Source organism: Arthrobacter sp. NPDC093125 (assembly GCF_044754225.1).
GTDB lineage: Bacteria > Actinomycetota > Actinomycetes > Actinomycetales > Micrococcaceae > Arthrobacter.
The window spans coordinates 14,604-37,611 of sequence record NZ_JBIVOQ010000003.1; the positions used below are offsets into that span (position 1 = coordinate 14,604).

The 23,008-nt window shown below is 66.1% G+C and carries 20 protein-coding genes and 1 tRNA gene; 9 read left to right on the forward strand and 12 right to left on the reverse strand.

Annotation, left to right across the window (positions count from 1 at the left end; all coding sequences use genetic code 11):
* Positions 1-8 precede the first annotated feature (8 nt).
* Positions 9-1,271 (reverse strand): helix-turn-helix domain-containing protein, encoded by a 1,263-nt coding sequence (locus tag ACIP9X_RS07325; RefSeq protein ID WP_400479068.1) that lies wholly within the window; start codon positions 1,269-1,271, stop codon positions 9-11.
* Between the two features lie 148 nt (positions 1,272-1,419).
* On the opposite strand from ACIP9X_RS07325, the gene ACIP9X_RS07330 reads away from it, so the two are divergent.
* Positions 1,420-1,614, forward strand: coding sequence for a hypothetical protein (locus tag ACIP9X_RS07330; protein WP_400479069.1), 195 nt, complete (start codon positions 1,420-1,422; stop codon positions 1,612-1,614).
* A 105-nt stretch (positions 1,615-1,719) separates the two neighbouring features.
* Positions 1,720-2,070, forward strand: coding sequence for a hypothetical protein (locus ACIP9X_RS07335; protein ID WP_400479070.1), 351 nt, complete (start codon positions 1,720-1,722; stop codon positions 2,068-2,070).
* Between the two features lie 41 nt (positions 2,071-2,111).
* On the opposite strand, the gene ACIP9X_RS07340 is transcribed toward ACIP9X_RS07335, so the two are convergent.
* From ACIP9X_RS07340 to ACIP9X_RS07360, 5 genes are all read right to left on the reverse strand, one after another.
* A tRNA-Pro gene (locus ACIP9X_RS07340) sits at positions 2,112-2,188 on the reverse strand.
* Between the two features lie 88 nt (positions 2,189-2,276).
* Positions 2,277-4,109 carry an ABC transporter ATP-binding protein gene (locus tag ACIP9X_RS07345; protein WP_400479071.1) on the reverse strand — a complete coding sequence of 611 codons (1,833 nt, stop codon included), beginning with the start codon at positions 4,107-4,109 and terminating at the stop codon, positions 2,277-2,279.
* Positions 4,106-5,938: an ABC transporter ATP-binding protein gene (locus tag ACIP9X_RS07350; protein ID WP_400479072.1), complete on the reverse strand. Its 1,833-nt coding sequence runs from the start codon at positions 5,936-5,938 to the stop codon at positions 4,106-4,108. The genes ACIP9X_RS07345 and ACIP9X_RS07350 overlap by 4 nt, the downstream gene beginning before the upstream one ends.
* Before the next feature lie 153 nt (positions 5,939-6,091).
* A complete protein-coding gene (locus tag ACIP9X_RS07355; RefSeq protein ID WP_400479073.1) occupies positions 6,092-7,039 on the reverse strand; it encodes a metallophosphoesterase in 948 nt (315 codons plus the stop codon).
* 2 nt (positions 7,040-7,041) lie between these two features.
* The gene (locus ACIP9X_RS07360; RefSeq protein WP_400479074.1) at positions 7,042-9,375 is read right to left on the reverse strand and encodes a transglycosylase domain-containing protein; all 2,334 of its coding nucleotides are present in this window, start codon (positions 9,373-9,375) and stop codon (positions 7,042-7,044) included.
* A gap of 37 nt (positions 9,376-9,412) precedes the next feature.
* On the opposite strand from ACIP9X_RS07360, the gene ACIP9X_RS07365 reads away from it, so the two are divergent.
* The 3 genes from ACIP9X_RS07365 to ACIP9X_RS07375 are packed head-to-tail and all read left to right on the forward strand — an operon-like array spanning position 9,413 to position 11,031.
* The gene (locus tag ACIP9X_RS07365) at positions 9,413-9,568 is read left to right on the forward strand and encodes a DUF4177 domain-containing protein (protein WP_009359196.1); all 156 of its coding nucleotides are present in this window, start codon (positions 9,413-9,415) and stop codon (positions 9,566-9,568) included.
* Position 9,569: 1 nt separating this feature from the next.
* Positions 9,570-10,103 (forward strand): RidA family protein, encoded by a 534-nt coding sequence (locus tag ACIP9X_RS07370; RefSeq protein ID WP_400479075.1) that lies wholly within the window; start codon positions 9,570-9,572, stop codon positions 10,101-10,103.
* Positions 10,104-10,119: 16 nt separating this feature from the next.
* Positions 10,120-11,031, forward strand: coding sequence for an NUDIX hydrolase (locus ACIP9X_RS07375; RefSeq protein WP_400479076.1), 912 nt, complete (start codon positions 10,120-10,122; stop codon positions 11,029-11,031).
* Positions 11,032-11,419: 388 nt separating this feature from the next.
* Here the strand turns inward: ACIP9X_RS07375 and ACIP9X_RS07380 are convergent, their stop codons facing one another.
* The gene (locus tag ACIP9X_RS07380) at positions 11,420-12,097 is read right to left on the reverse strand and encodes a Crp/Fnr family transcriptional regulator (protein WP_400479077.1); all 678 of its coding nucleotides are present in this window, start codon (positions 12,095-12,097) and stop codon (positions 11,420-11,422) included.
* Positions 12,098-12,289: 192 nt separating this feature from the next.
* Between ACIP9X_RS07380 and ACIP9X_RS07385 the strand changes: the two genes are divergently transcribed.
* On the forward strand, positions 12,290-13,474 hold the full coding sequence (locus tag ACIP9X_RS07385) for a MarP family serine protease (RefSeq protein ID WP_400479078.1): 1,185 nt from the start codon (positions 12,290-12,292) through the stop codon (positions 13,472-13,474).
* Between the two features lie 66 nt (positions 13,475-13,540).
* Here ACIP9X_RS07385 and aroQ read toward each other — a convergent pair whose 3' ends face one another.
* The 3 genes from aroQ to acs all read right to left on the reverse strand — a co-directional run bounded on the left by aroQ (position 13,541) and on the right by acs (position 17,071).
* A complete protein-coding gene (gene aroQ / locus ACIP9X_RS07390; protein WP_400479079.1) occupies positions 13,541-14,017 on the reverse strand; it encodes a type II 3-dehydroquinate dehydratase in 477 nt (158 codons plus the stop codon).
* A gap of 77 nt (positions 14,018-14,094) precedes the next feature.
* Positions 14,095-14,877 (reverse strand): DeoR/GlpR family DNA-binding transcription regulator, encoded by a 783-nt coding sequence (locus ACIP9X_RS07395; protein WP_400479484.1) that lies wholly within the window; start codon positions 14,875-14,877, stop codon positions 14,095-14,097.
* Positions 14,878-15,043: 166 nt separating this feature from the next.
* Positions 15,044-17,071 carry an acetate--CoA ligase gene (acs, locus tag ACIP9X_RS07400; RefSeq protein ID WP_400479485.1) on the reverse strand — a complete coding sequence of 676 codons (2,028 nt, stop codon included), beginning with the start codon at positions 17,069-17,071 and terminating at the stop codon, positions 15,044-15,046.
* A gap of 396 nt (positions 17,072-17,467) precedes the next feature.
* On the opposite strand from acs, the gene ACIP9X_RS07405 reads away from it, so the two are divergent.
* From ACIP9X_RS07405 to ACIP9X_RS07415, 3 genes are all read left to right on the forward strand, one after another.
* Positions 17,468-18,976 carry a hypothetical protein gene (locus ACIP9X_RS07405; RefSeq protein ID WP_400479080.1) on the forward strand — a complete coding sequence of 503 codons (1,509 nt, stop codon included), beginning with the start codon at positions 17,468-17,470 and terminating at the stop codon, positions 18,974-18,976.
* 64 nt (positions 18,977-19,040) lie between these two features.
* Positions 19,041-19,871, forward strand: a complete 831-nt coding sequence (nth, locus tag ACIP9X_RS07410) for an endonuclease III (protein ID WP_400479081.1) — start codon at positions 19,041-19,043, stop codon at positions 19,869-19,871.
* Positions 19,868-20,545, forward strand: coding sequence for an NUDIX hydrolase (locus tag ACIP9X_RS07415; RefSeq protein WP_400479082.1), 678 nt, complete (start codon positions 19,868-19,870; stop codon positions 20,543-20,545). Before nth ends, ACIP9X_RS07415 begins: the two co-directional genes overlap by 4 nt.
* 3 nt (positions 20,546-20,548) lie before the next feature.
* Here the strand turns inward: ACIP9X_RS07415 and ACIP9X_RS07420 are convergent, their stop codons facing one another.
* Entirely contained in the window at positions 20,549-20,746 is a 198-nt protein-coding gene (locus tag ACIP9X_RS07420; RefSeq protein ID WP_400479083.1) for a YegP family protein, read from the reverse strand.
* A gap of 213 nt (positions 20,747-20,959) precedes the next feature.
* Positions 20,960-22,684, reverse strand: coding sequence for a bifunctional 3'-5' exonuclease/DNA polymerase (locus tag ACIP9X_RS07425; protein ID WP_400479084.1), 1,725 nt, complete (start codon positions 22,682-22,684; stop codon positions 20,960-20,962).
* Between the last annotated feature and the right edge of the window lie 324 nt (positions 22,685-23,008).

The following is a 23,008-nucleotide window of genomic DNA, read 5'->3' on the forward strand; positions in this document are numbered from 1 at the left end:
TCACCTGGCTAGCTCGCTTCTGCTGCCGCAGCCCGGCGCTGCGCCAGCCTGATCTCGAGCATGGCGTCCAGGGCCTGCTGCACGCGGTCCTGGGCGCCGGCAGCGCTGAACTCCTTTTGGGCCTCTTGCAGGAGCTCCAGGGCTTCCTCCGCTTCGCCGGCCGCCTTCAGTGACTTGCCGAGGAGCAGGGAGACCTCTCCCGCAGTGTGCTTGGCGAGGGCGGCGCGCTCGGCATGGATTTCGCGGAGGTTTTGCACGGCCGCCACAATGTCACCGGTCAGATAGAGCCAGCGCGCGCGGATGAAGGCGACCTCAAGCTGGTCTGTCTTGTTCCCGCCCACGATGGACAGTGCGAGCTCGGCGCGTTCGATGGCGGACAGGGTTTCCGGCTCGACGATCCCGGACGAGAGGCGGACAGCGGCCGATGCCTTGTTGAAGCGGGCCCACAGATCGATGTCATTGGCGGGAGACAGCAGTTTGGCCGCACGCTCGTGGTGCTTGATGCCCTCGGGATAGTCGTGGCGCATGAATGCCACGTTGCCGATCACCCAGGCCACCTCGCCGGCGAGCTGGGACATGGAGTGCTCGTCCATCTGGGCGTTCATTTCCTGGCAGTACTTCCATGCCTCGTCCAGCCGCCCGCTCTCGGCGAGTGCGCCGATGAGGGCGCGGAGCGCGCCGATGATCAGGGTGGAGCCCTTGGGCAGCTTCGCGCACAGCTCCACAGCCTGCTGCGCATGCTCAACGGCGGCGGTGAGCTGGCCCTGCCCGTGGCACAGCGCGGCGAGCATCTGGCGGGCACGCACCCCCAGGCCTGCAGACTCGGTGGCCATGGGGTGCTCCAGCAGGTGCTCCATGATCTTCTGGCATTCCTTGAGCTGGCCCTGCTTCATGAGGCACTCGGCCTGCATGTAGGTCATGTTCCACCAGGCGCTGGTGTTCTTGCCTTCAAGGGCGATCCGGGCCGCCGTCGCCGCATGTTCAGCGGCCAGAGGGTAGTCACGGAGGTCCCAGGCCTGCCGGGCATACAGGCCGGCCAGAACGTATTCGGCGTCGCTCACCGAGATGGGCTGGCTCCAGGCCTCCAGCGCTTTGGGCGCAAGCTCGAGACGCCGTGCGAGCTCCTCGATGACGTCCGCTGTGGGTTCCCGGCGGCCGGTTTCCAGCAGAGAGATGTAGCTGGGGGAGTAAAGGTCTTTGCCCAGTTCCGCCTGGGTCAGTCCACGCTCGAGCCTTTCGGCCCGGAGCTTCTCTCCGAATCCGCTCCCCACGCGAGTCCTCCTTGTTCCGGACAGCCTTGTGCATGGCCTGGCCGTTATGCACAGTCCTTGACAGCGCCTGTGGAAAACATTTTACAATGTATGTCAACAAGGACTGTGCTGATTTTGTAACGAATCCGACTCGTATTGAGGAACTCACATGTTTAAGAAGATTGCAGCTGCTGCCGTGCTGGCAGGAGCCCTCGCATTCTCCGTCACGGCCCCGGCCGTTCTGTCTGCCGGTTCTATCGCTGACAACGGGGGCACAGCCGTTGCCATAGGGAACTGGCCCGATCCCATGAGCGTGGACGGCACGAACTACACGAACATCGGCAACTGGCCGGATCCGATGTAATCGATCTCCTTCAGGAAACCGGGCTCCGGGGCATGCGCGAACCATGCCCCGGAGCCATTCCTTTTAAGCCGGGCCTGAACTACAGTCCGACCAAGGGGGCACGTGATGAGACGGCAGGGAACCAACGGGCTGCAGCGGGCCTACCTTCTGTGGAGCGTTGCCGGTGTCTCCCTCATCGCGGCCGCGGCCGCCGGGTCATCTGTTATCCGCCTGCTCAGCGGAACGGCCGACGCCGGTTCCACAGCCTGGGGGATCATCGGGATAGCGGCGCTGCTGGATGCCCTGGTGCTATTCGTGCTCGGATGGCGGTTGCGCCAGCGGTACGTGAATACCGTTCAAACTTATGAAAGCCGCGGTGCCTACCTCGAGGACGACGGGTCGAACCGGCCCGACGTTCCCTTGCTGGGGGACGGGCAGGCGCGGCCCAACATCACAAATCCTGGGCCGGGCGCATGACATGAAGAAGAGGGCCTCCCTGGGGGAGACCCTCTTCTCGTTGGTCGGGATGACAGGATTTGAACCTGCGACCTCTTCGTCCCGAACGAAGCGCGCTACCAAGCTGCGCTACATCCCGATCCGCTGCGAAAGCAACTAAACAAGGATAACGGATGGAAGCACCACTTGCGAAATCGCCGTGCCCGGCACCGCCACTAACAGCCGGTTCACACCAGCGAGTCCTTCCAGGCTGCATGCAGCCGGGCGAAGCGTCCGCCGCCGCCGATCAGCTCCTCCGGCGTGCCGTCTTCAACCACCTTGCCGTCATGCACAACGAGCACCCTGTCGGCCGTCTCCACGGTGGACAGCCGGTGGGCGATGATGAGCGCGGTGCGCCGGGTCCCGTTGTGGTCGGTTCCCTGGAGCAGCCGTGCCAGGCCGCTCTGCACGAGCCGTTCCGACGGGATGTCCAGCGACGACGTGGCCTCATCCAGGATCAGGACCGCGGGCCGGGCCAGGAAAGCACGGGCGAAGCTGATGAGCTGACGCTGGCCTGAGGAGACACGCCCGCCGCGTTTGTGGACGTCGGTGTCGTAGCCTTCGGGGAGTTCCAAGATGAAGTCGTGGGCGCCCACGGCCTTCGCCGCGGCCTCAATCTCCTCCCGGGACGCCTCCGGTCTCCCCAGCGCAATGTTCTCGGCCACGGAACCGCTGAAGAGGAAGGCCTCCTGGGTAACCATGACGATGTTCCGGCGCAGGTCGGTGGTGCCGAGCTGCCGCAGGTCAACGCCGTCGAGGGTGACTGAACCCGCGGAGACGTCATAGAACCGCGCAATCAGTTTGGCGATGGTGGATTTGCCCGCGCCGGTCTGCCCCACCAGCGCCACTGTCTGGCCGGCGGGGATGGTGAGGTCCAGAGTCGGAATGATGAGCGGGCCCTGCCCGTAGCGGAACTCAACGCCCCTGAATTCGACCCTGCCGGCCGCTGCGGTGAGCTCCACTGCATTTTTGGGCGGCCGGACGGTAGGCACCTCTTCGAGCAGCCCGGACACCTTTTCCAGTGCCGCCTGGGCGCTTTGGAAGGAGTTGTAGAACATGGCCATTTGGTCGACAGGCTGGAAGAAGCGCTTGGTGGACAGCATCAGCGCCAGCAGCACGCCGATGGCGAGATCGCCGTTGAGCACCCGGAAGCCGCCGAACAGCAGCACCGCAGCCACGCAGACGTTGCCGATCAGCACCAGGCCCGGCTGGAAGACGCCGTTGAGATTGATGGACCGGACCGTCGCCTTCCGGTAGTCCTCCGCGAGTTCGCCGTAGCGGGAGGCGTTTTCGCGCTCTTTCCGGAATGCCTTCACGGCCCGGATTCCGGTCATGGTTTCCACGAAGTGCACGATCAGCCGGGCGGACACCACCCGGGACTGCCGGAACGCGATTTGGGAGTGCTTCTGGTACCACCGCGCCAGCAGGAACATGGGAATGCCCGCGGCCAGCACGATCAGCCCGCTGCGCCAGTCGAGGGCGAAAATCGTTGCTGCCGTGAGGAGCATGAACAGTGCTCCGGAGGCCAGCGAGCTGACGCCGGAGTCCAGGAGTTCACGGAGAGCCTCCAGATCCGACGTCTGCCGCGCGATGATCCTGCCTGAGGTGTACTTCTCGTGGAATTCCAGGCTGAGCCGCTGCGTGTGCCGGAAGACCCGGAGCCTCAGATCCAGCAGCATGGCCTGGCTGAGCTTCGCGGTCGATGTCACGTAAAGGGCGGTGAGGCCGGCGGCCGTCACCGCCGCTGCGAGATATGCGACGCCGGTCAGCACCAGCGGCACATTGTTCCCGGACTGCAGGGCCGGCAGTGCATGGTCGATGCCGAAGGCGATCAGGGCCGGGCCGGAGACCCGGGCAGCCTGGGACAGCACCACCGTTGCGATCGTGAGCCAGAACCGAAGCCGCACGGGGCGGATCAGCGACGCCAGCAGGGTGAGGGACCGCCGTCGTACGGCTTTGCTGTCGCTCTTGCTCAGGTGGGCGTTATCCTCATTGGCTGTGCCGAACGCCGCAGTGCTCATCGGATGACCTCCTCGGCGTCGTCCTCCAGTGCGGACAGCTCAGTATCGAGGTCCCGGGGCTCCGTCCCGAGGCTGGCGATGACGTAGCGGTAGTGCGCGCTCGCTGCCAGCAGCTCGGCATGGGTCCCGACGGCGGCGATCCGGCCTTCCTCGAGCAGCGCCACCCGGTCGGCCAGCGCCACGGTGGACGGGCGGTGGGCCACGATCAGGGTGGTGGTGCCGGCGAGCACTTTCCTAAGCCTGCTTTCAACCCGTTCCTCCGTGTTGACGTCCAGGGCGGACAGCGGATCGTCCAGCACCAGGACCCGGGGCTTCGCTGCGATGGCCCGCGCCAGCGCGATCCGTTGCCGCTGGCCGCCGGAGAGGCTCAGGCCTTCGTCGCCGATGAGCGTGTCCAGCCCGTCAGGCAGCGAGTAGGCAAACTGGGCCTGGGCGGTGTCGAGGGCTTCAGCCAGGACAGCGTCCGGCTCCCCGCCACCGGTAGTCTCCCGTCCGGTCCGGGCGCCCAAAAGTACATTGTCCCGGACTGAGCTGGAAAAGAGCGTGGTGTCCTCGAAGGCGACGCCCACCACGCTCCGCAGTTCATCGACGCTGAAGTCGCGCAGGTCCACGCCGTCGATGGTGATGGAGCCTTCCGTAACGTCATAGAGGCGGGGGATCAGCTGCAGCAGGGCGCTCTTGCCGCTGCCGGTGATACCCACCAGGGCCATGGTTTCGCCCGGCCGGATCTCCAGGTTCACGCCCTTGAGAACGGGCTGGTCAGGGGCGTCCTCGAAGGCGAAGGTGACGTCATTGAAACGCAGAGCACCGCGCAGCTCTGCCGGCAGGTCCGGGTGCGCGGGGCTCGTGATGGTGTTTTCGGCGTCCATGACTTCGAAGTGGCGGTCCAGGGCGCTCTTGGCCGTCAGGGCCATGGCCAGCAACATGCCTGAGAATTCCACGGGCGCGGCGATGACTGCTGCTGTGGCGAAAAACGCCACGAGCGCACCGATGCTGAGCTGTCCGCTGGACACCAGAAGGATGCCCACCACCAGACCGGCACCGAGGGCAAGTTCGGGCAGGAGCGTCACCACCATGCTGAACGTCGCCTGGTGCCTTGCCTTGGCGATCTCCGTCCGCCGGAGCTCCTCGGCCTGGCCGTTGAAGTTTTCCAGCGCTTCCCGGCTCCTGCCGAAGGCCTTCAGGACGCGGATGCCGTGGACGGACTCCTCGACGGTGGTGGCGAGGTCCCCGGCCTGGTCCTGGCTGCGGCGCGCCACCTTGCTGAAGCGGGTCCGGAAGCGGAAGCCGTAGACCATGACGGGCGCCGCCGCGGCAAGGAAGATCAGCGCCAGCTGCCAGCACATGGTGAACATCACCGCCACGCCGATAACCACGGTCAGGGTGGTGACCACGAGCATGATGGCGCCGAAGGCCATCCAGCGCCGCAGGAAGTTCAGGTCTGTCATGGCGCGGGAGAGCAGCTGCCCGGAGCCCCAGCGGTCGTGGAAGGAAACGGGCAGGTCCTGCAGGTGGCTGTACAGGGAGACACGCATCCGGGTCTCGACCGTTGTCGCGGGGTTGATGACGAACGTGCGGCGAAGCGCCACGAGCACGGCCTCGGCGATGCCAAGGAGCAGGATGACGCCCGCGGATGACCACACTGCTTCGGTGGTGGCTCCCGGGCGGAGGGAGTCGTTGACGAGGACCCGCAGGACCTGGGGAATGGTGAGCGCCACCACACTGGCCAGCAGCGCGCACAGCAGCCCCATGAAAAGCCGGGGGAGGACCGGCTTCACGTGGGGATAGAGACGGCTGACGGATCTGAAAAACGAAGTCTGCTTGGCCATGCCCGCTTCTCGAACTCAAAGGCTTAGGGTAGTTTCCCGTAGCAACTACCCTAAGCCATGAGTCCGGGGCTTTACATAGGCCGGAGGCGGCGAAGCCGTAAGCCGGCTAAGCCCCGGCCGGGCTATTCGCGGCCGGGCTTAGCGCGGCCCGGGCTATGCCCGGGCAGTCAGCGTCAGCAGGACGGCTTCAGGCTTGCAGGCGATCCGGATGGGGGCAAAACGCGAGGTGCCGATGCCGCCCGAGACGTTGACCGGCGTCGTAAATCCGTTGCTGTTCCAGTCATGCAGTCCTTTGGCGCGCCATGTGGGGATGTCGCAGTTGGCGATGACGGCACCGTAACCGGGGATGCAGAGCTGGCCGCCGTGGGTGTGGCCGGCCAGGAGGAGGTCGGCACCGGACTCCGTGAAGTGGTCCAGCACGCGCTGGTACGGGGCGTGGATGACGGCGATGCGGAGGTGGTCGTTGCTGTCCTGGCCTCTGGTGCCCCGCGGCCAGCCGGCATACCGTTCGCGCTTCAGGTGGGGGTCGTCCACCCCGGAGAAGTCGAACCGCATGCCCCTGAGGACTATGGACTGGTTCCGGTTGGTCAGATCAACCCAGCCGCCCATGCCAAAGCCGGAGCGCAGTCTCGGCCAGTCGAGCTCCTCGGCGTCAGGCCTGGCCTTGGAAGGCCCCAGCAGATACGCGGCCGGGTTCTTGAGTTTTGGCGCGTAATAGTCGTTGGAGCCGGGGACGAAGACGCCCGGGAAGTCCATGAGCGGGGCCAGCGCAGTGAGCAGCGGGTCCACGGCCTTGGGATGGCTGAGATTGTCGCCCGTATTCACCACAAGGTCGGGCCTGAGGTCCGCAAGCGAACGCAGCCATTCCCCTTTTGCCTTCTGCCTTGGAACGAAGTGGATGTCGCTGAGGTGGAGGATCCGGAACGGCTCCCGGCCCTCAGGCAGGATGGGCAGCGTTTCTTCCCGCAGGACAAACTGGTTCTTCTCCCACAAGCCGTAGCCTGCCGCAGCCACGCCTGCTGCCGTGCCGGTTGCAGCAGTGACGGCAAAGCCGCGCGCGATGCTTCGCGCGCGGCTTGCCAGTTGTGATGTGTCGATCACCGTCAGCCATTCCCCCTGTTGCCGTTGCCATTGCCGTTACCCGAGTTGTTGCCGGAGTCCCCGGAGTTGTTGCCCGTGTCGCTCGGGGGCTGCGGGTTGTTCGGCTGCTGGTTGTTGGGCTGCTGCGGGTTGTTCGGCTGCGGCTGGAACTGCGGGGTTCCGTAGAGCAGGTTGGACGGCGGCTCCGGGAAGGGCTCGGTGCCGTAGCCGGGAGCAATTTCGGTCATGAACTGCGAGAACATTGGCCCGGCGATCATGTAGCCGTCGATGCCCGTGTAGAACTTGCCGTTGACCGTGACGTTCTGGCCGGCCCGGTCCTGGGCGCCGAGTGCATCACCAAACCAGGCAGCAGTGGCCAGGCCCATGGTGTGTCCCACAACCCAGGTGGATCCGTTGTTGTTGGACGTACCGGTCTTGGCCGCAATCGGGAAGGCGGTGTCGGTCGAAATCCTGGGCTGGATGAGCGAGCCGGAGCCCTCGTTCAGGACCTTCTGGAGCGCGTAGTTAACCCCGCGGGCAACCTCGGGCTTGAGGGCGTCCCGGCACTGCGTGGACTGTGCCGGCAGTTGGGCGCCGGTGTGGTCCGTCACTGACGTGACTGCAATGGGGGCGCAGTACTTGCCGTCATTGGCGAACGTGGCAAACGCAGTGGCCATGGTCAGGGGGGCAGTCTGCGTGGAACCCAGCAGGTTACCCAGAGTGGTCATGGTGATCTTCGGGTTCGCATCCACCACGGCGTTCGTATCCTTGTCCCGCACGGGCAAGCCGCCGTGGAGTCCCACGGCGTCCACGATCTTCTGAATGCCGCACAGGTCAACCTGGGCGGCTGAAGCGAAGGTCGCGGTATTGATCGAGTTCTTCAGCCCGTCAACCACGGACATGGGCCGGTAGTAGCCCTCTTCGGCGTTCTGAAGGTCGTCGGTGCCGTTGGTGCTGTCATACCAGCCGACAGTGGGCGTGGGGCAGGTGTTCCGCCACGGGAAGTTCTGCGGGTAGCGGCGCTGGGTGGCGTCGACGATCGTGTTCATCGACTTGCCTTCGTCCAGCCACTGGGCAAAGGTGAACGGCTTCATGGTCGAGCCAGGCTGGGCGCCACCCAAACCGTTCAGGTCACCGCCCTTGTCGTCGTACTGGTCCACGTTGAAGTTGATCTGGCTGTCGAACTTGCCCTTGCCAGGGAACCACTGGGTGTTCTGGGCCATGTTGGTGATCTTGCCGGTCTCCGGCTCGACGGAGACGAGCGCGGCGCCCCACTTGTCCGGGTTGGTGCCGGCGGCGGCGTTAACCTGCGCCTGCGCGGCCTTCTGCGCCTTTACATCCAGGGTGGTCTTGATGGTCAGACCACCGCGGAAGACCTTCTTCTCGCGTTCCTCCGGGTCCGCGCCGTAGGCCGGGTTGTTCAGCAACAGGTGCAGGACGTAGTCGCAGAAGTACGGCGCGATCGGCGAATAGGCACAGCCCTGCCGTGCCTGCGTGATCTTGGGGGCGACGGGGGTGGCCACGGCAGCGGTGTGCTGGGCCTTGGTGATCTTGCCCTGGCCGAGCATGACGTTCAGCACGAGGTCGCGGCGGACCTTGGCGCTCTCCGGGTTGGAGATGGGGTCAAACGCCGAGGGGCTGTTGACCAGGCCGGCGAGCAGCGCCGCCTGGGGGAGCGTCAGGTCCTTGGCTGTGGTGCTGAAGAAAAACTTGGAAGCGGCTTCGATGCCGTAGGCGTCGCGGTTGAAGAAGACGATGTTGAGGTAGCCCTCAAGGATTTCTTCCTTGCTGAACTTCTTTTCCAGGGCAATGGCAAGCTTCATTTCCCGCAGCTTGTCGCCCACGCCCTTGTTCACACCGTTGAGCTTGACGTCCTCGCCGCGGCCCTCGGCCTCGAGCGAAGCGTTAAGCACGTTGTTGACGTACTGCTGGGTGATGGTGGACGCACCCTGCTTGTTGCCTCGCGCCGTGGCCACGAGGGCGCGCAAAATGCCGGTGGTGTCCACGCCCCCGTGATCGTAGAACCGGCTGTCCTCAATGGCGATCACCGCGTCCTTCATGTACGGGGAGATCTGGTCCAGCGGAACACGGGTGCGGTTTTCCGCATACAGGTTGGCGATCACGCTCCCGTCCGCGGCCAGCACCTTGGTGGACTGGCTGGGCGGATCAACCTGCAGCTCAGCCGGGAGCGTGTCGAAGAAGTCGATCGAGCTGCTCGCCGAGCTGCCGGAAACGGCGGCTGCCGGAACCAGGAGGCCGGCCACCAGGACGCCACAAATAGCGCTCACGCCAAGGAAAGCGAAAATCTTTCCGAGGGTAGTGGCCGTGTCGAATATGGGGTTCCTACGAGTCACCATGTTCTCCAGTTTACCGGCAACGATTAGGCTTGAGTTCATGACCAAATGGGAGTACGCGACGATTCCGCTCATCATTCACGCAACGAAGCAGATTCTGGACCAGTGGGGAGAGGACGGCTGGGAGCTTGTCCAGGTTGTCCCGGGTCCTGACGGCAACGGCCTGGTTGCCTACCTGAAGAGGGAGAAGCAGTAACATGACAACCCCTCAGGAAACCGCTTCCGGCGCCGCAGCGGCGCCGATTTCCGCCGTCGAACAGCGGCTCGCCGAGCTGGGCGTGACCCTTCCGGACGTCGCGGCTCCCGTAGCCGCCTACGTGCCTGCCGTCATTTCCGGCAACCACGTTTACACGTCGGGGCAGCTGCCTTTTATTGACGGAAAACTCCCAGCTGCCGGCAAAGTGTCCGCCGGTGATGAAGGCTCGTCGGACGAGCCCACCGTTTCTCCCGAAGAAGCCAAGGAATACGCGGCAGTCTGCGCCGTAAACGCCCTGGCCGCCGTCAAGAGCGTCATCGGCGACCTCGACCGCATCACCCGCATTGTCAAGGTTGTGGGATTCGTCTCATCGGATCCGTCCTTCACGGGCCAGCCGGGCGTCATCAACGGGGCGTCCGAGCTCTTGGGCCGCGTCCTGGGCGACGCGGGGCAGCACGCCCGGTCCGCCGTCGGCGTATCAGTCCTGCCGCTCGACTCACCCGTTGAAGTCGAGCTGATCGCCGAATTCAGCTAAGGACCGGTCGCTTCCTTTGCCGCAGCTAGCACGCCGCCTCTTCGCCCTTCCGCCCGAACTCGAAGGGGCGGCGCAGAGCTGGCTCGAACACGGCGAACGGACGCCCAGGGCGGCGCGGTTCGCGTCCTCGATAGTCCTGCTCCGCGATTCACCCAACGGCCTGGAAACCTGGCTCGGGTACCGGCCAGGCCAGTCGCCGCTGGGCGTCCTCGCGTTCCCCGGAGGGTCCCTGGAAGCGTCCGACGACGACGCGATCGGCTGGCTGGGCCCCTCGCCCCAGCATTGGGCTGAGCAGATGGGAACGGACGACGTCGGGCTGGCACGCCGCCACGTGGTGGGTGGCATCCGCGAACTTTTCGAGGAGACCGGCGTGCTCCTGGCCGGGCCGGACCTGTCCTCCGCCGTTGAAGGCACCTCGACGCCCGAATGGATGAAGGTGCGCGAAGCTGTGGCCTCGCAGGAGAAGTCCTTTGTGGATGTGCTGGCACGGCGCGGGCTCTCGCTGCGCACGGATCTGCTCAAGCCGCTCGTGAACTGGCTGAGCCCGGACTTCGCACACCACCGCTTCAACACGCGCTACTTCGCCGCGACGGTCCCCCTGAACCAGCAGCCGACCCTTTTGGAAAGCAAGGGTGTGTGGGGGAAGTGGGTGTCTGCCACGAAGGTCATCGCCGAACGGAACACCACCGCGCTCGGCGACGAAGCCGGGCAGGAGAACACCGTCGGGCTGACTCTGGGCCAGCTCATGGTGCCGGGCTCGGAAATCATGCTCGAGAAGATGGCGACGGCCAACGGCTGCATTGCCTACCTCAGCTACAAGCGCACGCCGCACGTCTATCAGCCGCGCCTGGTCGAAGAGGACGGAAAGCTGATGCTCGAAGTCGAAGCAGCCAAAACGGTCGCCGGCGAACCCCAGCGCGAACGCTAAGCCCCCGCCGCCGGTGCTGGTTACGCCGCTGCCGGTTACAACGCGATGCGCTCCTCTGTGAAGGACCGCCGCCCGGCTATCTACAACGCTCCCGCAGTTCTTGCGGGTTTTCCTCGCACCCTCCCGCAGTTCCTGCCGGAATTTCCGCGACGCTTCTGCAGATCTTGCTGCCGCGATCAGCGAGTTTGGGGTTGGGCTTGAGGGAGCGTTGGGTGTGAGGCGGCGGGATGTGAGGGAGCGTTGGGTGTGAGGCGGCGGGATGTGAGGGAGCGTTGGGAAGTACCTGCAGAACGTGGGGATTGGCAGCCCCGGTTCCGACTGGCTCAACCCAGCGGGGGAGCGCAAACAGCAAAGGCCGCCACGAATGGGCGGCCTTTGCTTGTGCGGACTAGCGGGAGCGCTGGCGGAGGCGCTGCATGTCCAGGATGACGACGGCGCGGGCCTCGAGGCGGAGCCAGCCACGCTGGACGAACTCGGCCAGTGCCTTGTTCACGGTCTCGCGGGAGGCGCCAACGAGCTGGGCCAGTTCTTCCTGGGTGAGCTCGTGGGCTACCAGGACGCCGTCCGTGGCTGGGCGGCCGAAGCGGTCGGCCAGGTCCAGGAGGGCCTTGGCGACCCGCCCGGGAACGTCGGAGAAGACGAGGTCCGAGAGGGAGTCGTTGGTGCGGCGCAGGCGGCGTGCCAGGGCCTGCAGCAGCTGTGCCGAGACCTCCGGGCGGGTGCGCAGCAGGTTGTTCAGGCTCTCGTTGCGGAGGCCGGCCAGGCGGGTTTCGGAGACAGCGGTGGCGGTAGCCGTCCGGGGGCTGGGGTCGAACAGCGCCATCTCGCCGAAGAGCTCGCCCGGGCCGAGGATGGCCAGCAGCGATTCACGCCCGTCGGGGGACGTCCGTCCGAGCTTCACCTTGCCGGAGACAATGAAGTAGAGCTGGTCACCCTGGTCGCCTTCACGGAAGACGGAGGCCCCACGTGACAGGTCAACCTCTGTGAGCTCATCCGTCAGCAGGCGGAAAGCCTCGTCGTCCAGCGTGGCGAAAAGGGGCGCGCGGCGCAATACCTCGATGTCCATGAATTCTCCTGATTAAAATGTGTCGGCTAGGGCGCTTGTGCCATTGTTTCAGAATTTTCAAGGATCTGTGACGTAGTTGGCAGCAGAGGCGGGGTGAACGGGCGCGGAGGACCCGCAGGTCACAGGGCGTCCACGGCAAACTGTCAGACTCCGCCAGTAGAATCAGGGCCTGGCTGCTTGTGAGGAGACCCGTTGTTTGGCCTGACTGTCCTGGACCTTGCGTTGATACTGATGCTCCTGTCCTACCTGATCTACGGTCTGCGTAACGGCTTCCTGGTAACGGTCGGCGGCATCGCCGGGTTCGCCGCCGGGGCAGTGGCAGCTTTCCTCTCCGTGCCTGTCGTCAGCGATCTGGTCGAGGACAGCAGTTGGCGTCTCACCGCGACCATCGGCGTCGCCGTCGTCCTGGTGGTGCTGGGCAATGCCCTGGGCACCACCATCGGCCGCAGCATCCGCAGCGCAGTGCGGCTGAAGCCCCTCCGCGCAGTTGACAGGATGATCGGCGGGGCGATGAATGTCGTGGTGACGGCGCTCGTCATGTCGATGCTGGCATTCAGCATCAGCGCCCTCGGCGTTCCTTTCGTTTCCCAGCAGCTCGCGGATTCCAAGGTCATCCGCTTCATTGACGGCCTGACTCCGAATCCCGTGAAGGCCACCATGGCCCAGCTGCGGTCGGCCGTCATCGGTGACGGCATTCCCCGGCTCATTGAGGGGATCGGCCAGGAGCAGCCAGCACCTGTCCCCAACACCAGCACGGACACCCCGGCGCTGAACCGGGCCGCCGGCTCGGTGCTCAAGATCGCAGGCACGGCCTTCCAGTGCGGCCAGAACCAGACGGGGACCGGCTTCGTTGTGTCGCCCGGACGGGTGGTTACAAATGCGCATGTCGTTGCGGGCGTGTCGCAGCCCGTCGTCGAGATTCCTGGCGGCGGGGCGATGCCCGGGCGCGTCGTGTACTTCGACGGCAAACGCGACCTGGCGGTTCTCGCCGTCGACGGCCTGCCCACCGAACCCTTGCCCCTCGGCGCTGATCTTCCCGCCGGAACTGCCGCCGCATTTGCCGGTTATCCGCATGGCGGACCGTTCCAGTCGAAGCCCGCAACTGTCCAGGGCATTTCCACCGTGCTTGTCCCCGACATCTACGGAGACAACCCCGTTCCGGACGAGGTCTACAAGCTGTCGGGAGACATCCAGCCCGGAAACTCGGGCGGGCCGCTGCTGACGACGGGCGGCCAGGTGGCCGGCGTAATTTTCGCCAAGACCACGTCCGACGCCGCTGCCGGGTTCGCCATTCCCATGATTGACCTGCGGCCGGTGGTCACCGAGGCGCCGGAACTCACGAATGCTGTGTCCTCCGGACAGTGCATCCAGCAGTAGGGCACCCCAGCTGGCACGAGAGGGGCCGGGCCCGGCGGCCGCGCCGCCCGGCCAGGGCTTGGCCGGTCAGGCCTTGGCGGCATTCAGGTCTGCGAGGTATTCAACGGCAAAGCGGTAGCCCAGGACTCCGGCGCCGGCGATGACGGCCTTGCTGATGTCCGAAAGATAGGAGTGGTGCCGGAACTCCTCGCGGGCATGGACGTTGGTGATGTGGACCTCGACGGCGGGCAGCTGCACGGCCGAGATCGCGTCCCGGATCGCCACGGACGTGTGGGTGTAGGCGCCTGCATTGATCACGATCCCGATCGCCTTGCCGCGCGAGTCGTGGATGGCGTCCACGAGTGCGCCCTCGTGGTTGGACTGGAAGCACTCGACGTCCAGCCCGTGTTCCGCTCCCGCGTCTTTGGCGAGCTGCTCGACGTCGGCAAGAGTCGCCGTGCCGTACTTCTCTGGCTCACGCGTCCCGAGGAGGTTCAGGTTCGGACCGTTCAGGACAAGGATGGTGCGGCGGCCGGCGTCAGCGGCGGAGGGTGCGTCAGTCATGGGTGCCAATCTATCGCGTACCGCGGGGTGTCTTGGCGCGGCCAGCTGATCATTACGGCACCACCGGCAGGCCGTGCCTAGACGAGCCGCAGCCTGCTCACCCTGTCCCGCAGGATCCGTTGCGCATCGCCGGACAGCCCGGAATCGCTGATCACCTCGTCGGCCTCGTCAAGGTCCACGATGGTGCTGATGCCCTGGGTGCCCCACTTCGTGTGGTCTGCCAGGACCACCACCTTGCGCGCAGCAGCCACAAAGGCTCGGTCAGTCTCAGCCTCCAGCAGGTTCGGTGTGGTGAAACCCGCCTCGGCATCCATGCCGTGCACCCCTAGGAAGAGCAGGTCCAGGTTCAGTTGCTTGAGCGTAGCTGTGGCGATGGGTCCCACCAGGGCGTCCGACGGCGTCCTCTCACCGCCGGTCAGGATCACGGTTGAGGGCTGCCGTGCCGCCCCGGAGGTGGAGCCGTGATGGAAGAGGTCGGCAATCCGGATGGAGTTGGTCACCACGGTGATGCGCGGCCCGTTCACGAGTTCCTTCGCCAGCGCCCACGTGGTGGTGCCCGCGCTGAGCGCCACCGCCATGCCCTCGTGCACGAGGGTGGCCGCTTCCAGGGCGATGGCCCGCTTCTCGGCCGTCAGCTGCGTGGACTTCAGTTCAAAGCCGGGCTCATGGGTGCTGGCGTCACCGGGAAGCTTCGCGCCGCCGTGGATGCGCTCCACCCGGCCGCTTTCCTCGAGGATTTCGATGTCCCGGCGCACCGTCATGGGGGACACGCCCAGCTGCTGGGCCAAGTCCGAGACGCGGACCACCCGCTCTCGCTGGACGGCGTCCACGATGGACTGGTGGCGGGCTGCGGGAAGCATCAGGATCTTCTCCATCGGGAAGCGGGCACGGGGAACTGCTACTGCCATCTTCGCTCACCCCGGGCGGGAACGAAGAGTGGAACGGGGTGATTCGGGCAGGGCCGCTAAACCGTGCAGGGCCTGTCCGCATCGTGCGGACAGGCCCTGCCGGGTCCGGAAAGGTGCTCTACTTCTTCAGGGAAGCCGCAATCTGTGCCATGACTGTGTTATCGGCCAGAGTAGTGGCATCGCCGGCGTCGCGGCCCTCGGCGACGTCCTTGAGGAGACGGCGCATGATCTTGCCGGAGCGGGTCTTGGGCAGTTCGGGGACCACGAGGACGGTCTTGGGTTTGGCGATCGGGCCGATTTCACGGCCGACGTGGTTGCGCAGTTCCTGGACGATTTCGTCCCCGGAATCCACGGCGTCGCCGCGCAGGATGACGAACGCCACGACGGCCTGGCCGGTGGTTTCGTCCGTGGCACCCACGACGGCGGCCTCCGCCACAGCAGGGTGGCTCACCAGTGCAGATTCGATTTCCGTGGTGGAGAGCCGGTGGCCGGAGACGTTCATGACGTCGTCCACGCGGCCCAGGAGCCAGATGTCGCCGTCTTCGTCCTTTTTGGCGCCGTCGCCGGCGAAGTACATGGTCTCGAAGCGGGACCAGTAGGTGTCCTTGAACCGTTCGGGGTCGCCCCAGATGCCGCGGAGCATGGCCGGCCACGGTTCGCGGATCACCAGGAACCCGCCGTGCCCGTCGGGGACGGAGGCGCCGTTCTCGTCCACGACATCCACGGCGATACCCGGCAGCGGCACCTGGGCGGAGCCGGGTTTGGTGGCGGTGACGCCGGGCAGCGGGGCGATCATCTGCGCTCCGGTTTCGGTCTGCCACCAGGTGTCCACGATCGGGGCGGGATTGTCCTTCTTTTCACCGTTCTTGCCGGCATTGCCGCCGATGACCTCGCGGTACCACATCCACGCCTCGGGGTTGATGGGTTCCCCCACGGAGCCCAGCACCCGGATGGAGGACAGGTCGTACCCGTCCGGGATGGAGCGGCCCCACTTCATGAAGGTCCGGATCGCGGTGGGGGCGGTGTAGAGGATGGAGACCTTGTACTTTTCCACGACCTCCCACCAGCGGCCCTGGTGCGGGGAGTCCGGGGTGCCTTCGTATATGACCTGCGTGGCGCCATTGATCAGCGGGGCGTAGGCGACGTAGGAGTGGCCGGTGACCCAACCGACGTCGGCCGTGCACCAGTACACGTCCGTCTCGGGATGCAGGTCGAAGACCGCTTTGTGGGTGAACGCGGTCTGGGTGAGGTAGCCGCCGGTGGTGTGCAGGATGCCCTTGGGCTTTCCGGTAGTGCCCGAGGTGTAGAGGATGAACAAGGGGTGCTCGGAGTCGTGGCCTACAGGCGTGTGCTCGGCGGACGCGGCACCGACCGTGTCCTCCCACCAATGGTCCCGGCCCTCGGTCCAGTCCACGGGTTCGCCGTTGCGCTTGACGACCACCACGTTCTGCACCGTGTGGCCGGCGGCGGACAGCGCCTGGTCCACCGCGGGCTTCAGCGCGCTCGGCTTGCCGCGGCGGTAAGTTCCATCGGCGGTGACCACGAGCTTGGCCTCGGCGTCGTCAATGCGGGAGCGCAGGGCGTCAGCTGAGAAGCCGCCGAACACCACGGAGTGCACGGCACCGATGCGGGCGCAGGCGAGCAGGGTGATCACAGCTTCCGGGATCATCGGCAGGTACACGGCGACACGATCGCCCTTGGCCACACCGAGGGATTCGAAGGCATTGGCGGCCTTCTTTACTTCCTCGGTGAGCTGGGCGTAGGTGTAAGTGCGGGAGTCACCGGGTTCGCCCTCAAAGTAGATGGCCACCCGGTCCCCGAGGCCGTTCTCCACGTGCCGGTCCAGCGCGTTGTAGGCCGCGTTGACCTCACCGCCCACGAACCACTTGGCAAACGGCGGGTCCGTCCAGTCAAGGGCTTCTGTGAAGTCCTTGCTCCAGGTGAGGAGTTCGCGGGCCTGCCCGGCCCAAAAGGCGGGCCGGTCAGCCTCGGCTTCCGCGTAGATGTCGGCGCCAACGACGGCGTTCGCGGCGAACTCTGCAGACGGTGCAAACTTGCGGTTCTCATGCAGCAGGTTTTCAAGAGCATCGCCCTGCTGGGTGGTGGTGCCGGCGGTGGCCGTCGAGCCGGGAGTGTCCTGGGACATGGTGAACCTCATCATTCATCGATCTTTGCCGCGCGGGTTGCCGCTGCCTGCCGCTGCCCTGCCACGGAGCGCGGCGTTGGGCAACAGCCGGTCACGGCCTACCGCAAAGAGCTGTTCCGAAATCAGCCTAGCGCTTCCCGCCGGCCGCGCGTGTTCTACATCACAGCATGACCAGCGAGCGGTGCGGATTTAGCGACGAATGGTCTTCAAAACGGAACCCGGCACTGCTTCGGCCGCGGCACCTCAGCTAGTGATCATGCAGTCACTTGGCTAGGCTGAAAGGGACTCGTGACATAGGCCGGAGGTTGCCCGACCCCTGGGGGCAGGGCGCGCCGGCCGTTAGGCGATGCCTAGATGGAACAGCCGTTCGGGTGACGCCACGCTAAGGAGAACAGTATGAATCAGCAAAGCGACCAGCGGGGTCCTGGCCAGCCGGGTCTTGCCCAGCAGGGGCCGGCCCAACGGGATCCGGGTCATCAGGGCTCTGCCTCGCAGGGGCCATCCCAGGCCGGGGGAGCGGTGCTTAGCGATGCGCCGCGCGACGAGTCTCAGGGCGCACCCCAGGGGTCGGCGCAGGGTCCCGGCAACGGTGCCCACCCGGTGAAGCCGGAAGGTGCGGACTCTGCTGCAGCGACAACGCAGAACTCGAATGCCCCGGCGGGCAAGGCCACGGGAGTGAGGAACGAGGCCGTGGTGGGCCCGTTCACCGTGCGCGATGTGACGGTTTTTGCGGCCACGCTGGTTCTCTTCGTCGCGTCCTTGATTCCGATGTTTGCCCTCAGGTACAACCTGTGGAACCTCGGCAACCTGTTCTTCCTTGGCATCGGAATCGTCCTGCCGATCATCGTGGCGGCGCTGTTCGCCGCCCGACGCCTGGCGCCGGAGACGAAAGTGCGGATCGGCTCGCTGTCGGTTGACCAGTTCGCGTCCGTGGTGGCCTCATTCGCCGTCGCCTTCTTTTTCCTGTCCGCCGCCGTGGGATTCACGCCGGTGGCGCTTGTTGCCCTGATCGGGTCGCTGGTGCTGCTCGCCGCCACGGTCCTGGCCCGCTTCATCCCGTTCTTCGCCGGTGACTTCCTCGACCGGGCCGAAATGCCCGCCCACGTCATGGCGCGAGAGTCCGCCGTCCCGGTGCGCAAGCCCAAGCCGGCCAAGGCGCCGAAGCCGGCAAAGCCGTCCGCTCAAAAGCCCGCTGTGCAGGGCCCGACGGCGGGCGGCCAGTACGCTGCCGGTCAGGCATTCGGGGCCCAGGCTCCCGGTGCCCAAGCTCCCGGTGCCCAGACTTACGGCGATCAGGCTTCGGCCGGACGGCCGGCAGGCAGTTCCGCCGTGGCCGGCACCGCAGGTGCAGCGGGGGCTGGGGCGCCGGCAGGGACCTGGCCGGGGGCGGGCGCCGCTGGCACCTCGCCGGCGACTGAAGCGGCCGCCGTCGTGCCCTCCGCTGCGGAGCCGGCAGGCGTCGGACACGGAGCGACGGCGGAAGCGAAGACGTCCGCCGCTGACGAGACCCAGCTGAACGGTGTTCCGGTCTCCGGCGCCGCAGCACCTGCCGGAACGGCCCCGCCTGCTGACGACGCACGAGCTGCCTCCGCCACCCCGGCCACCGCTGTCCATCCGCAGGTGCAGGCACGCGAACCGGTGAGGTCCCAGGAGCCGATCGGCGCCACCGTCGACCCCGCGAGCCGGCCGGAGGAATCGGAGCAGCAGCCCGTTCACGAGGCATTCTGGTTCGCCGTGGCACAGCACCGCGTTGCCGTGGATGAGCGCACAGGGGCTCCGCTGTTCGGCATCGAACCCGGCGGCTGGGTGCTGGCACTCGAGGACCGGGGTGACGAGTTCCTGGTCCAGCACACGGACGGCCGGGTGGGCGTCCTGCGCGACCTCAGCAACATCGAGCGCGGGTAGCAGGCCTTTCGTGGCCGCCTCCCCAGCAGCCCGCCGAGGCAATTCCCGGACCGACGCAACAGCTGTGACTGTTGCGCCGGCCGCGGAGCCTGCCAGCCGCGAAGGGCGGGTCTCCGGCGAATCGGCGCTGGCTTTGAAGCGGCGGGCGCGGCGGATCAACCGGGCGCTCGCGGAGCAGTACCCGTACGCCCACGCAGAGCTGGACTTCCGGAACCCCTTCGAGCTGCTGGTAGCCACCGTGCTCTCGGCGCAGACCACCGACGTGACGGTCAACCTCATTACGCCGTTGCTCTTCGCCCGTTACCCCGACGCACGCAGCATGGCGGAGGCCGACTCCGCCGAGCTGGAGGCGATCATCAAGCCCACAGGGTTCTTCCGGGCGAAGGCAAGAAACCTGATGGCCTTGGCCGCCCGGCTGGTGGATGAGTTTGACGGGGTGGTTCCCGGCCGACTTGAGGATCTGGTGACCCTCCCCGGCGTCGGGCGAAAAACCGCCAACGTGGTGCTGGGAAACGCCTTCGGGGTTCCTGGCATTACTGTGGACACTCACTTCGGACGGCTTGCGCGGCGTTTCGGCTGGACGGACTCGGATGATCCGGTGCGGATCGAATCGGACGTCGCCGAACTTTTCGAACCGCGGGACTGGACCATGCTGTCCCACCGTGTGGTTTTCCACGGCCGCAGGGTCTGCCACTCCCGGAAGCCCGCCTGCGGCGCCTGTGCCGTGGCGAACTGGTGCCCCAGCTTCGGCATGGGTGAGACCAATCCGGAGAAAGCCGCGAAACTCCTTAAATACGAACTGGCGCCGGGAAACGAAGAGCTCCTTGGCAAGCTCCTCGGGGAGACCCACCGGGCGGCGGAAATCCGGATGGAATCCCAGCGGAGGTCGCCGTGACAGCACGCCAGGATCTGGTGGATCTGGTGAGCGCCATCGGCGCCGGCACCGGACCGCCCCGGAACCCCTACTGGCAGAAACTGACAGTTGATCCGTCACTGGCACGAAAAGCTGCCGTGCTGATTCTCTTTGGTGCACTCGATGACGTTCCGGCCGAATCGGGCAAGCCGCTCGCCCCGGCCGATCTGGATGTCCTGCTCCTGGAACGGGCGCACACCCTCGATGACCATCCCGGTCAGGTGGCCTTTCCCGGTGGCGGCATCGATCCCGATGAGTCACCCATCGCCGCGGCGCTCCGCGAGGCCCACGAAGAGACAGGGGTGAACCCTGCCGGGGTCGAAGTGCTCGGTGAGCTGCCGGAGCTGGCACTGCCGCGCGGCAACTACCTCGTTAGGCCGGTCCTTGGCTGGTGGGCCTCGCCGTCTCCTGTCCGCGTGGTGGATTACGCCGAGTCGGCCCAGGTCTTCCGCGTTCCGGTCCGGGACCTGCTGGACCCGGAAAACCGCGCCATGGCCACTGTCACCCGCATGAACCAGACGTTCCAGAGCCCCGCGTTCACCGTGAACGGCGTCGTGGTGTGGGGCTTCACCGGAATGATCCTCAATGAGCTTTTTGACCAGCTGGGCTGGTCGGTCCCTTGGGACCGGACCCGGCTGCACCCACTGAAGGTGTGATGCCTAGCTCTGGCGCTGGCGCTCCCGCAAGTCAACTACAACGCCCGTTGCTGCGTTTTCCCGCATCGCGTTGATGCCGTCCACGACGCCGGAAAGACTCTTATACCGCGGCGACTCGGCCACAACATTTCCGTCTCCGTCTTTGAGCCGGAACTTGTAAAACTTCTCGTCGTCCTGGTGTACTTCAAACTTGCCGGCCACTGGCTGGACCCCCTGATAATGCCTCTTTGCACGTGCCGGGCCAAACGAACTGCCACTGCCCGGTCACCATCGAGACTAATGTGATGCGCGGCACTGGGGCGAATTACCCGCCGGTAGGTTACTCTTTGACTCGGTTCGTTGCAGTAAAAGTGCCTGTGACTGTAGTTCCCCCGGAAGGCAGACTACTCTGCGCCTTTGACGCTGGGGGAAGGGTCATTTGGCGTTATCATACGAGTCCACCACTGCCATACTCACCGGGAACTCCACCGGAATCGGACCGAAAAGCAGCTCCTTGGCGGCGGCGGCGGCGTCCTCGATGGCACGGATGCAGCCGTCCACCGCGGCGTCCGGCGCGTGCACCATGACTTCGTCGTGTAGGAAGAACACGAGCTCGCCGGCAGGCAACCCGTCGGCACGCATGCCGCGCAACCGCCGTCGTAATTCCGCGAGCCAGCAGGCCGCCCAGTCTGCCGCGGAGCCCTGCACCACGAAGTTGCGCGTGAAGCGGCCGCGGGAGCGGGCGATTGAGTCCGCACGGCGCTGCTCCTCGGCGCTGGTGGTCTGCTGGTTGCGGAACCACCTTTCGGACGGGGTCGGGCTGCTGCGGCCGAGCCGCGACGTGACCGTTTTGCCGGCCTCACCCGCCCGTGCCGCCTGTTCCACGAAGCCCACGGCGCGCGGATAGGTGCGTGTCAGCTGGGGCATAAGCCGCCCTGCTTCCCCTGAGGTGGCGCCGTACATTGCGCCCAGAAGCGCCATCTTGGCCTTGGCCCGGTCACCTCCAAAGCCCCTGGCTGCGATGCCCGCGTAAAGGTCCTGGTCCCGGGCAGCCTCGGCCATGACGGAATCCTGCGCGAGGGCCACGAGCACGCGCGGCTCCAGCTGCGATGCGTCCGCCACGATCAGCTTGTGCCCGGGGTCGGCGTGGACTGCGGCCCGGATCTGCCGGGGGATCTGCAGCGCGCCGCCGCCGCGCGAGGCCCACCTGCCCGACACCACGCCGCCTACCACGTACTCTGGCCGAAACCGGCCGTTCCTTACCCATGCGTCCAGCCACGCCCAGCCGTTGGCCGTGTGGAGGCGAGACAGCTTCTTATAGGCCAGCAGCGGTTCGATGGCGGGATGGCTCGACTCCCTGAGCTCCCACTTCCGCGTCGACTTCACCTCGATGCCGTTTCGGTGCAGGGCGCGCATCAGCTCCTGCGGGGAGTCAGGGTTCAGGGCCGGTGAGTTCAGCAGCCGTCGAAGTTCGGTGGTGAGCTCCTCCAGCTTCGCAGGACGGTGTCCGGCAGGCGGGCGGGGGCCAAGGTAGTCAACGAGGATTTGCTCGTGCAGTTCTTCACGCCAAGGCACGCCGGCGTGCTGCATCTCGACGGCGATCATGGCCGCGGCGGATTCCGCGGCAAGGAGCAGCTGTAGGCGCTGCCGGCGGTTGGCGTCCAGGCCCGCCCCGTTCAGCGCTTCCTGCTGGGCGGCATATTCTGCACGCAGGTCTTCAACAGTGTGGCGCGGCTGGGCCCGGAGCTCGGGACCGTCGAAAAGCGCGCCCTGGTTTGCCGGCGGCGGAGGCGGCTGCAGCACCCGCGGTGGCTGGAGTTCGTCGTCCTGCGTCAGCTTTTCCGCGTTTTGCGCGTAGTGTGTGTGGGCGGTGAACGCCGAATGGGCCAGGATGGCGCCGCAGAGCTGGAGGTCATAGCACCGTTCCAGTTCGACGCCCGCTTCCAGCAGGGCGGGGTACCAGTCCTGGGTGCGGTGCCAGATCCAGCGCGGCCGCCGGTTTTCGAGTTCGCGCACGACGGCGGGAAGTGCGGTTGCGCTGCCGGGTGCCGCCGTCCGAGGGATAAAGCGCGGGTCGGGGTTGCGGGGGCTGGGCAGGCCCTCGGGGGTGAGTTCCTGCAGGAGGGCGCCGTCAGGATGGGCGGCCAGCAACAGGAACATGGCTCAATTCTGCCTTGTTTTTGAGGTGTCGGTTCACGGCGTCGGGTCAGGCCTCAGGCGGCCCATCCGGCTGCGGCGTCCGGTCCGGTTTCGGACTCCGTCCGGCCGGGCCTGGCTTCCCCTCCACAGACCCTCACCGCTGAGGTTTGTCCACATAGAGTCTTTTGCCGGTGCTCCCCGGCACTCGCATTCGACAGAGTTGGGCCATGAGCAGGCATCACGCACGAAGCCCAGGTACTGCGCTTGGACAGGACGCTGCAGGACAGAGCACCTCGGATCAGGGCATGTCAGGACTGGATACGCCGGATCAGGACACGGGAGGCC

Coding starts and splice junctions, on each gene's coding strand:
- ACIP9X_RS07330 (WP_400479069.1), top strand. CDS start 1,420: ATGTTTAAGAAGATTGCAGCTGCTGCCGTGCTGGCAGGAGCCCTCGCA.
- ACIP9X_RS07335 (WP_400479070.1), top strand. CDS start 1,720: ATGAGACGGCAGGGAACCAACGGGCTGCAGCGGGCCTACCTTCTGTGG.
- ACIP9X_RS07345 (WP_400479071.1), bottom strand. CDS start 4,109: ATGAGCACTGCGGCGTTCGGCACAGCCAATGAGGATAACGCCCACCTG.
- ACIP9X_RS07350 (WP_400479072.1), bottom strand. CDS start 5,938: ATGGCCAAGCAGACTTCGTTTTTCAGATCCGTCAGCCGTCTCTATCCC.
- ACIP9X_RS07360 (WP_400479074.1), bottom strand. CDS start 9,375: ATGGTGACTCGTAGGAACCCCATATTCGACACGGCCACTACCCTCGGA.
- ACIP9X_RS07365 (WP_009359196.1), top strand. CDS start 9,413: ATGACCAAATGGGAGTACGCGACGATTCCGCTCATCATTCACGCAACG.
- ACIP9X_RS07370 (WP_400479075.1), top strand. CDS start 9,570: ATGACAACCCCTCAGGAAACCGCTTCCGGCGCCGCAGCGGCGCCGATT.
- ACIP9X_RS07380 (WP_400479077.1), bottom strand. CDS start 12,097: ATGGACATCGAGGTATTGCGCCGCGCGCCCCTTTTCGCCACGCTGGAC.
- aroQ (WP_400479079.1), bottom strand. CDS start 14,017: ATGACTGACGCACCCTCCGCCGCTGACGCCGGCCGCCGCACCATCCTT.
- ACIP9X_RS07395 (WP_400479484.1), bottom strand. CDS start 14,877: ATGCTTCCCGCAGCCCGCCACCAGTCCATCGTGGACGCCGTCCAGCGA.
- acs (WP_400479485.1), bottom strand. CDS start 17,071: ATGTCCCAGGACACTCCCGGCTCGACGGCCACCGCCGGCACCACCACC.
- ACIP9X_RS07405 (WP_400479080.1), top strand. CDS start 17,468: ATGAATCAGCAAAGCGACCAGCGGGGTCCTGGCCAGCCGGGTCTTGCC.
- ACIP9X_RS07425 (WP_400479084.1), bottom strand. CDS start 22,684: ATGTTCCTGTTGCTGGCCGCCCATCCTGACGGCGCCCTCCTGCAGGAA.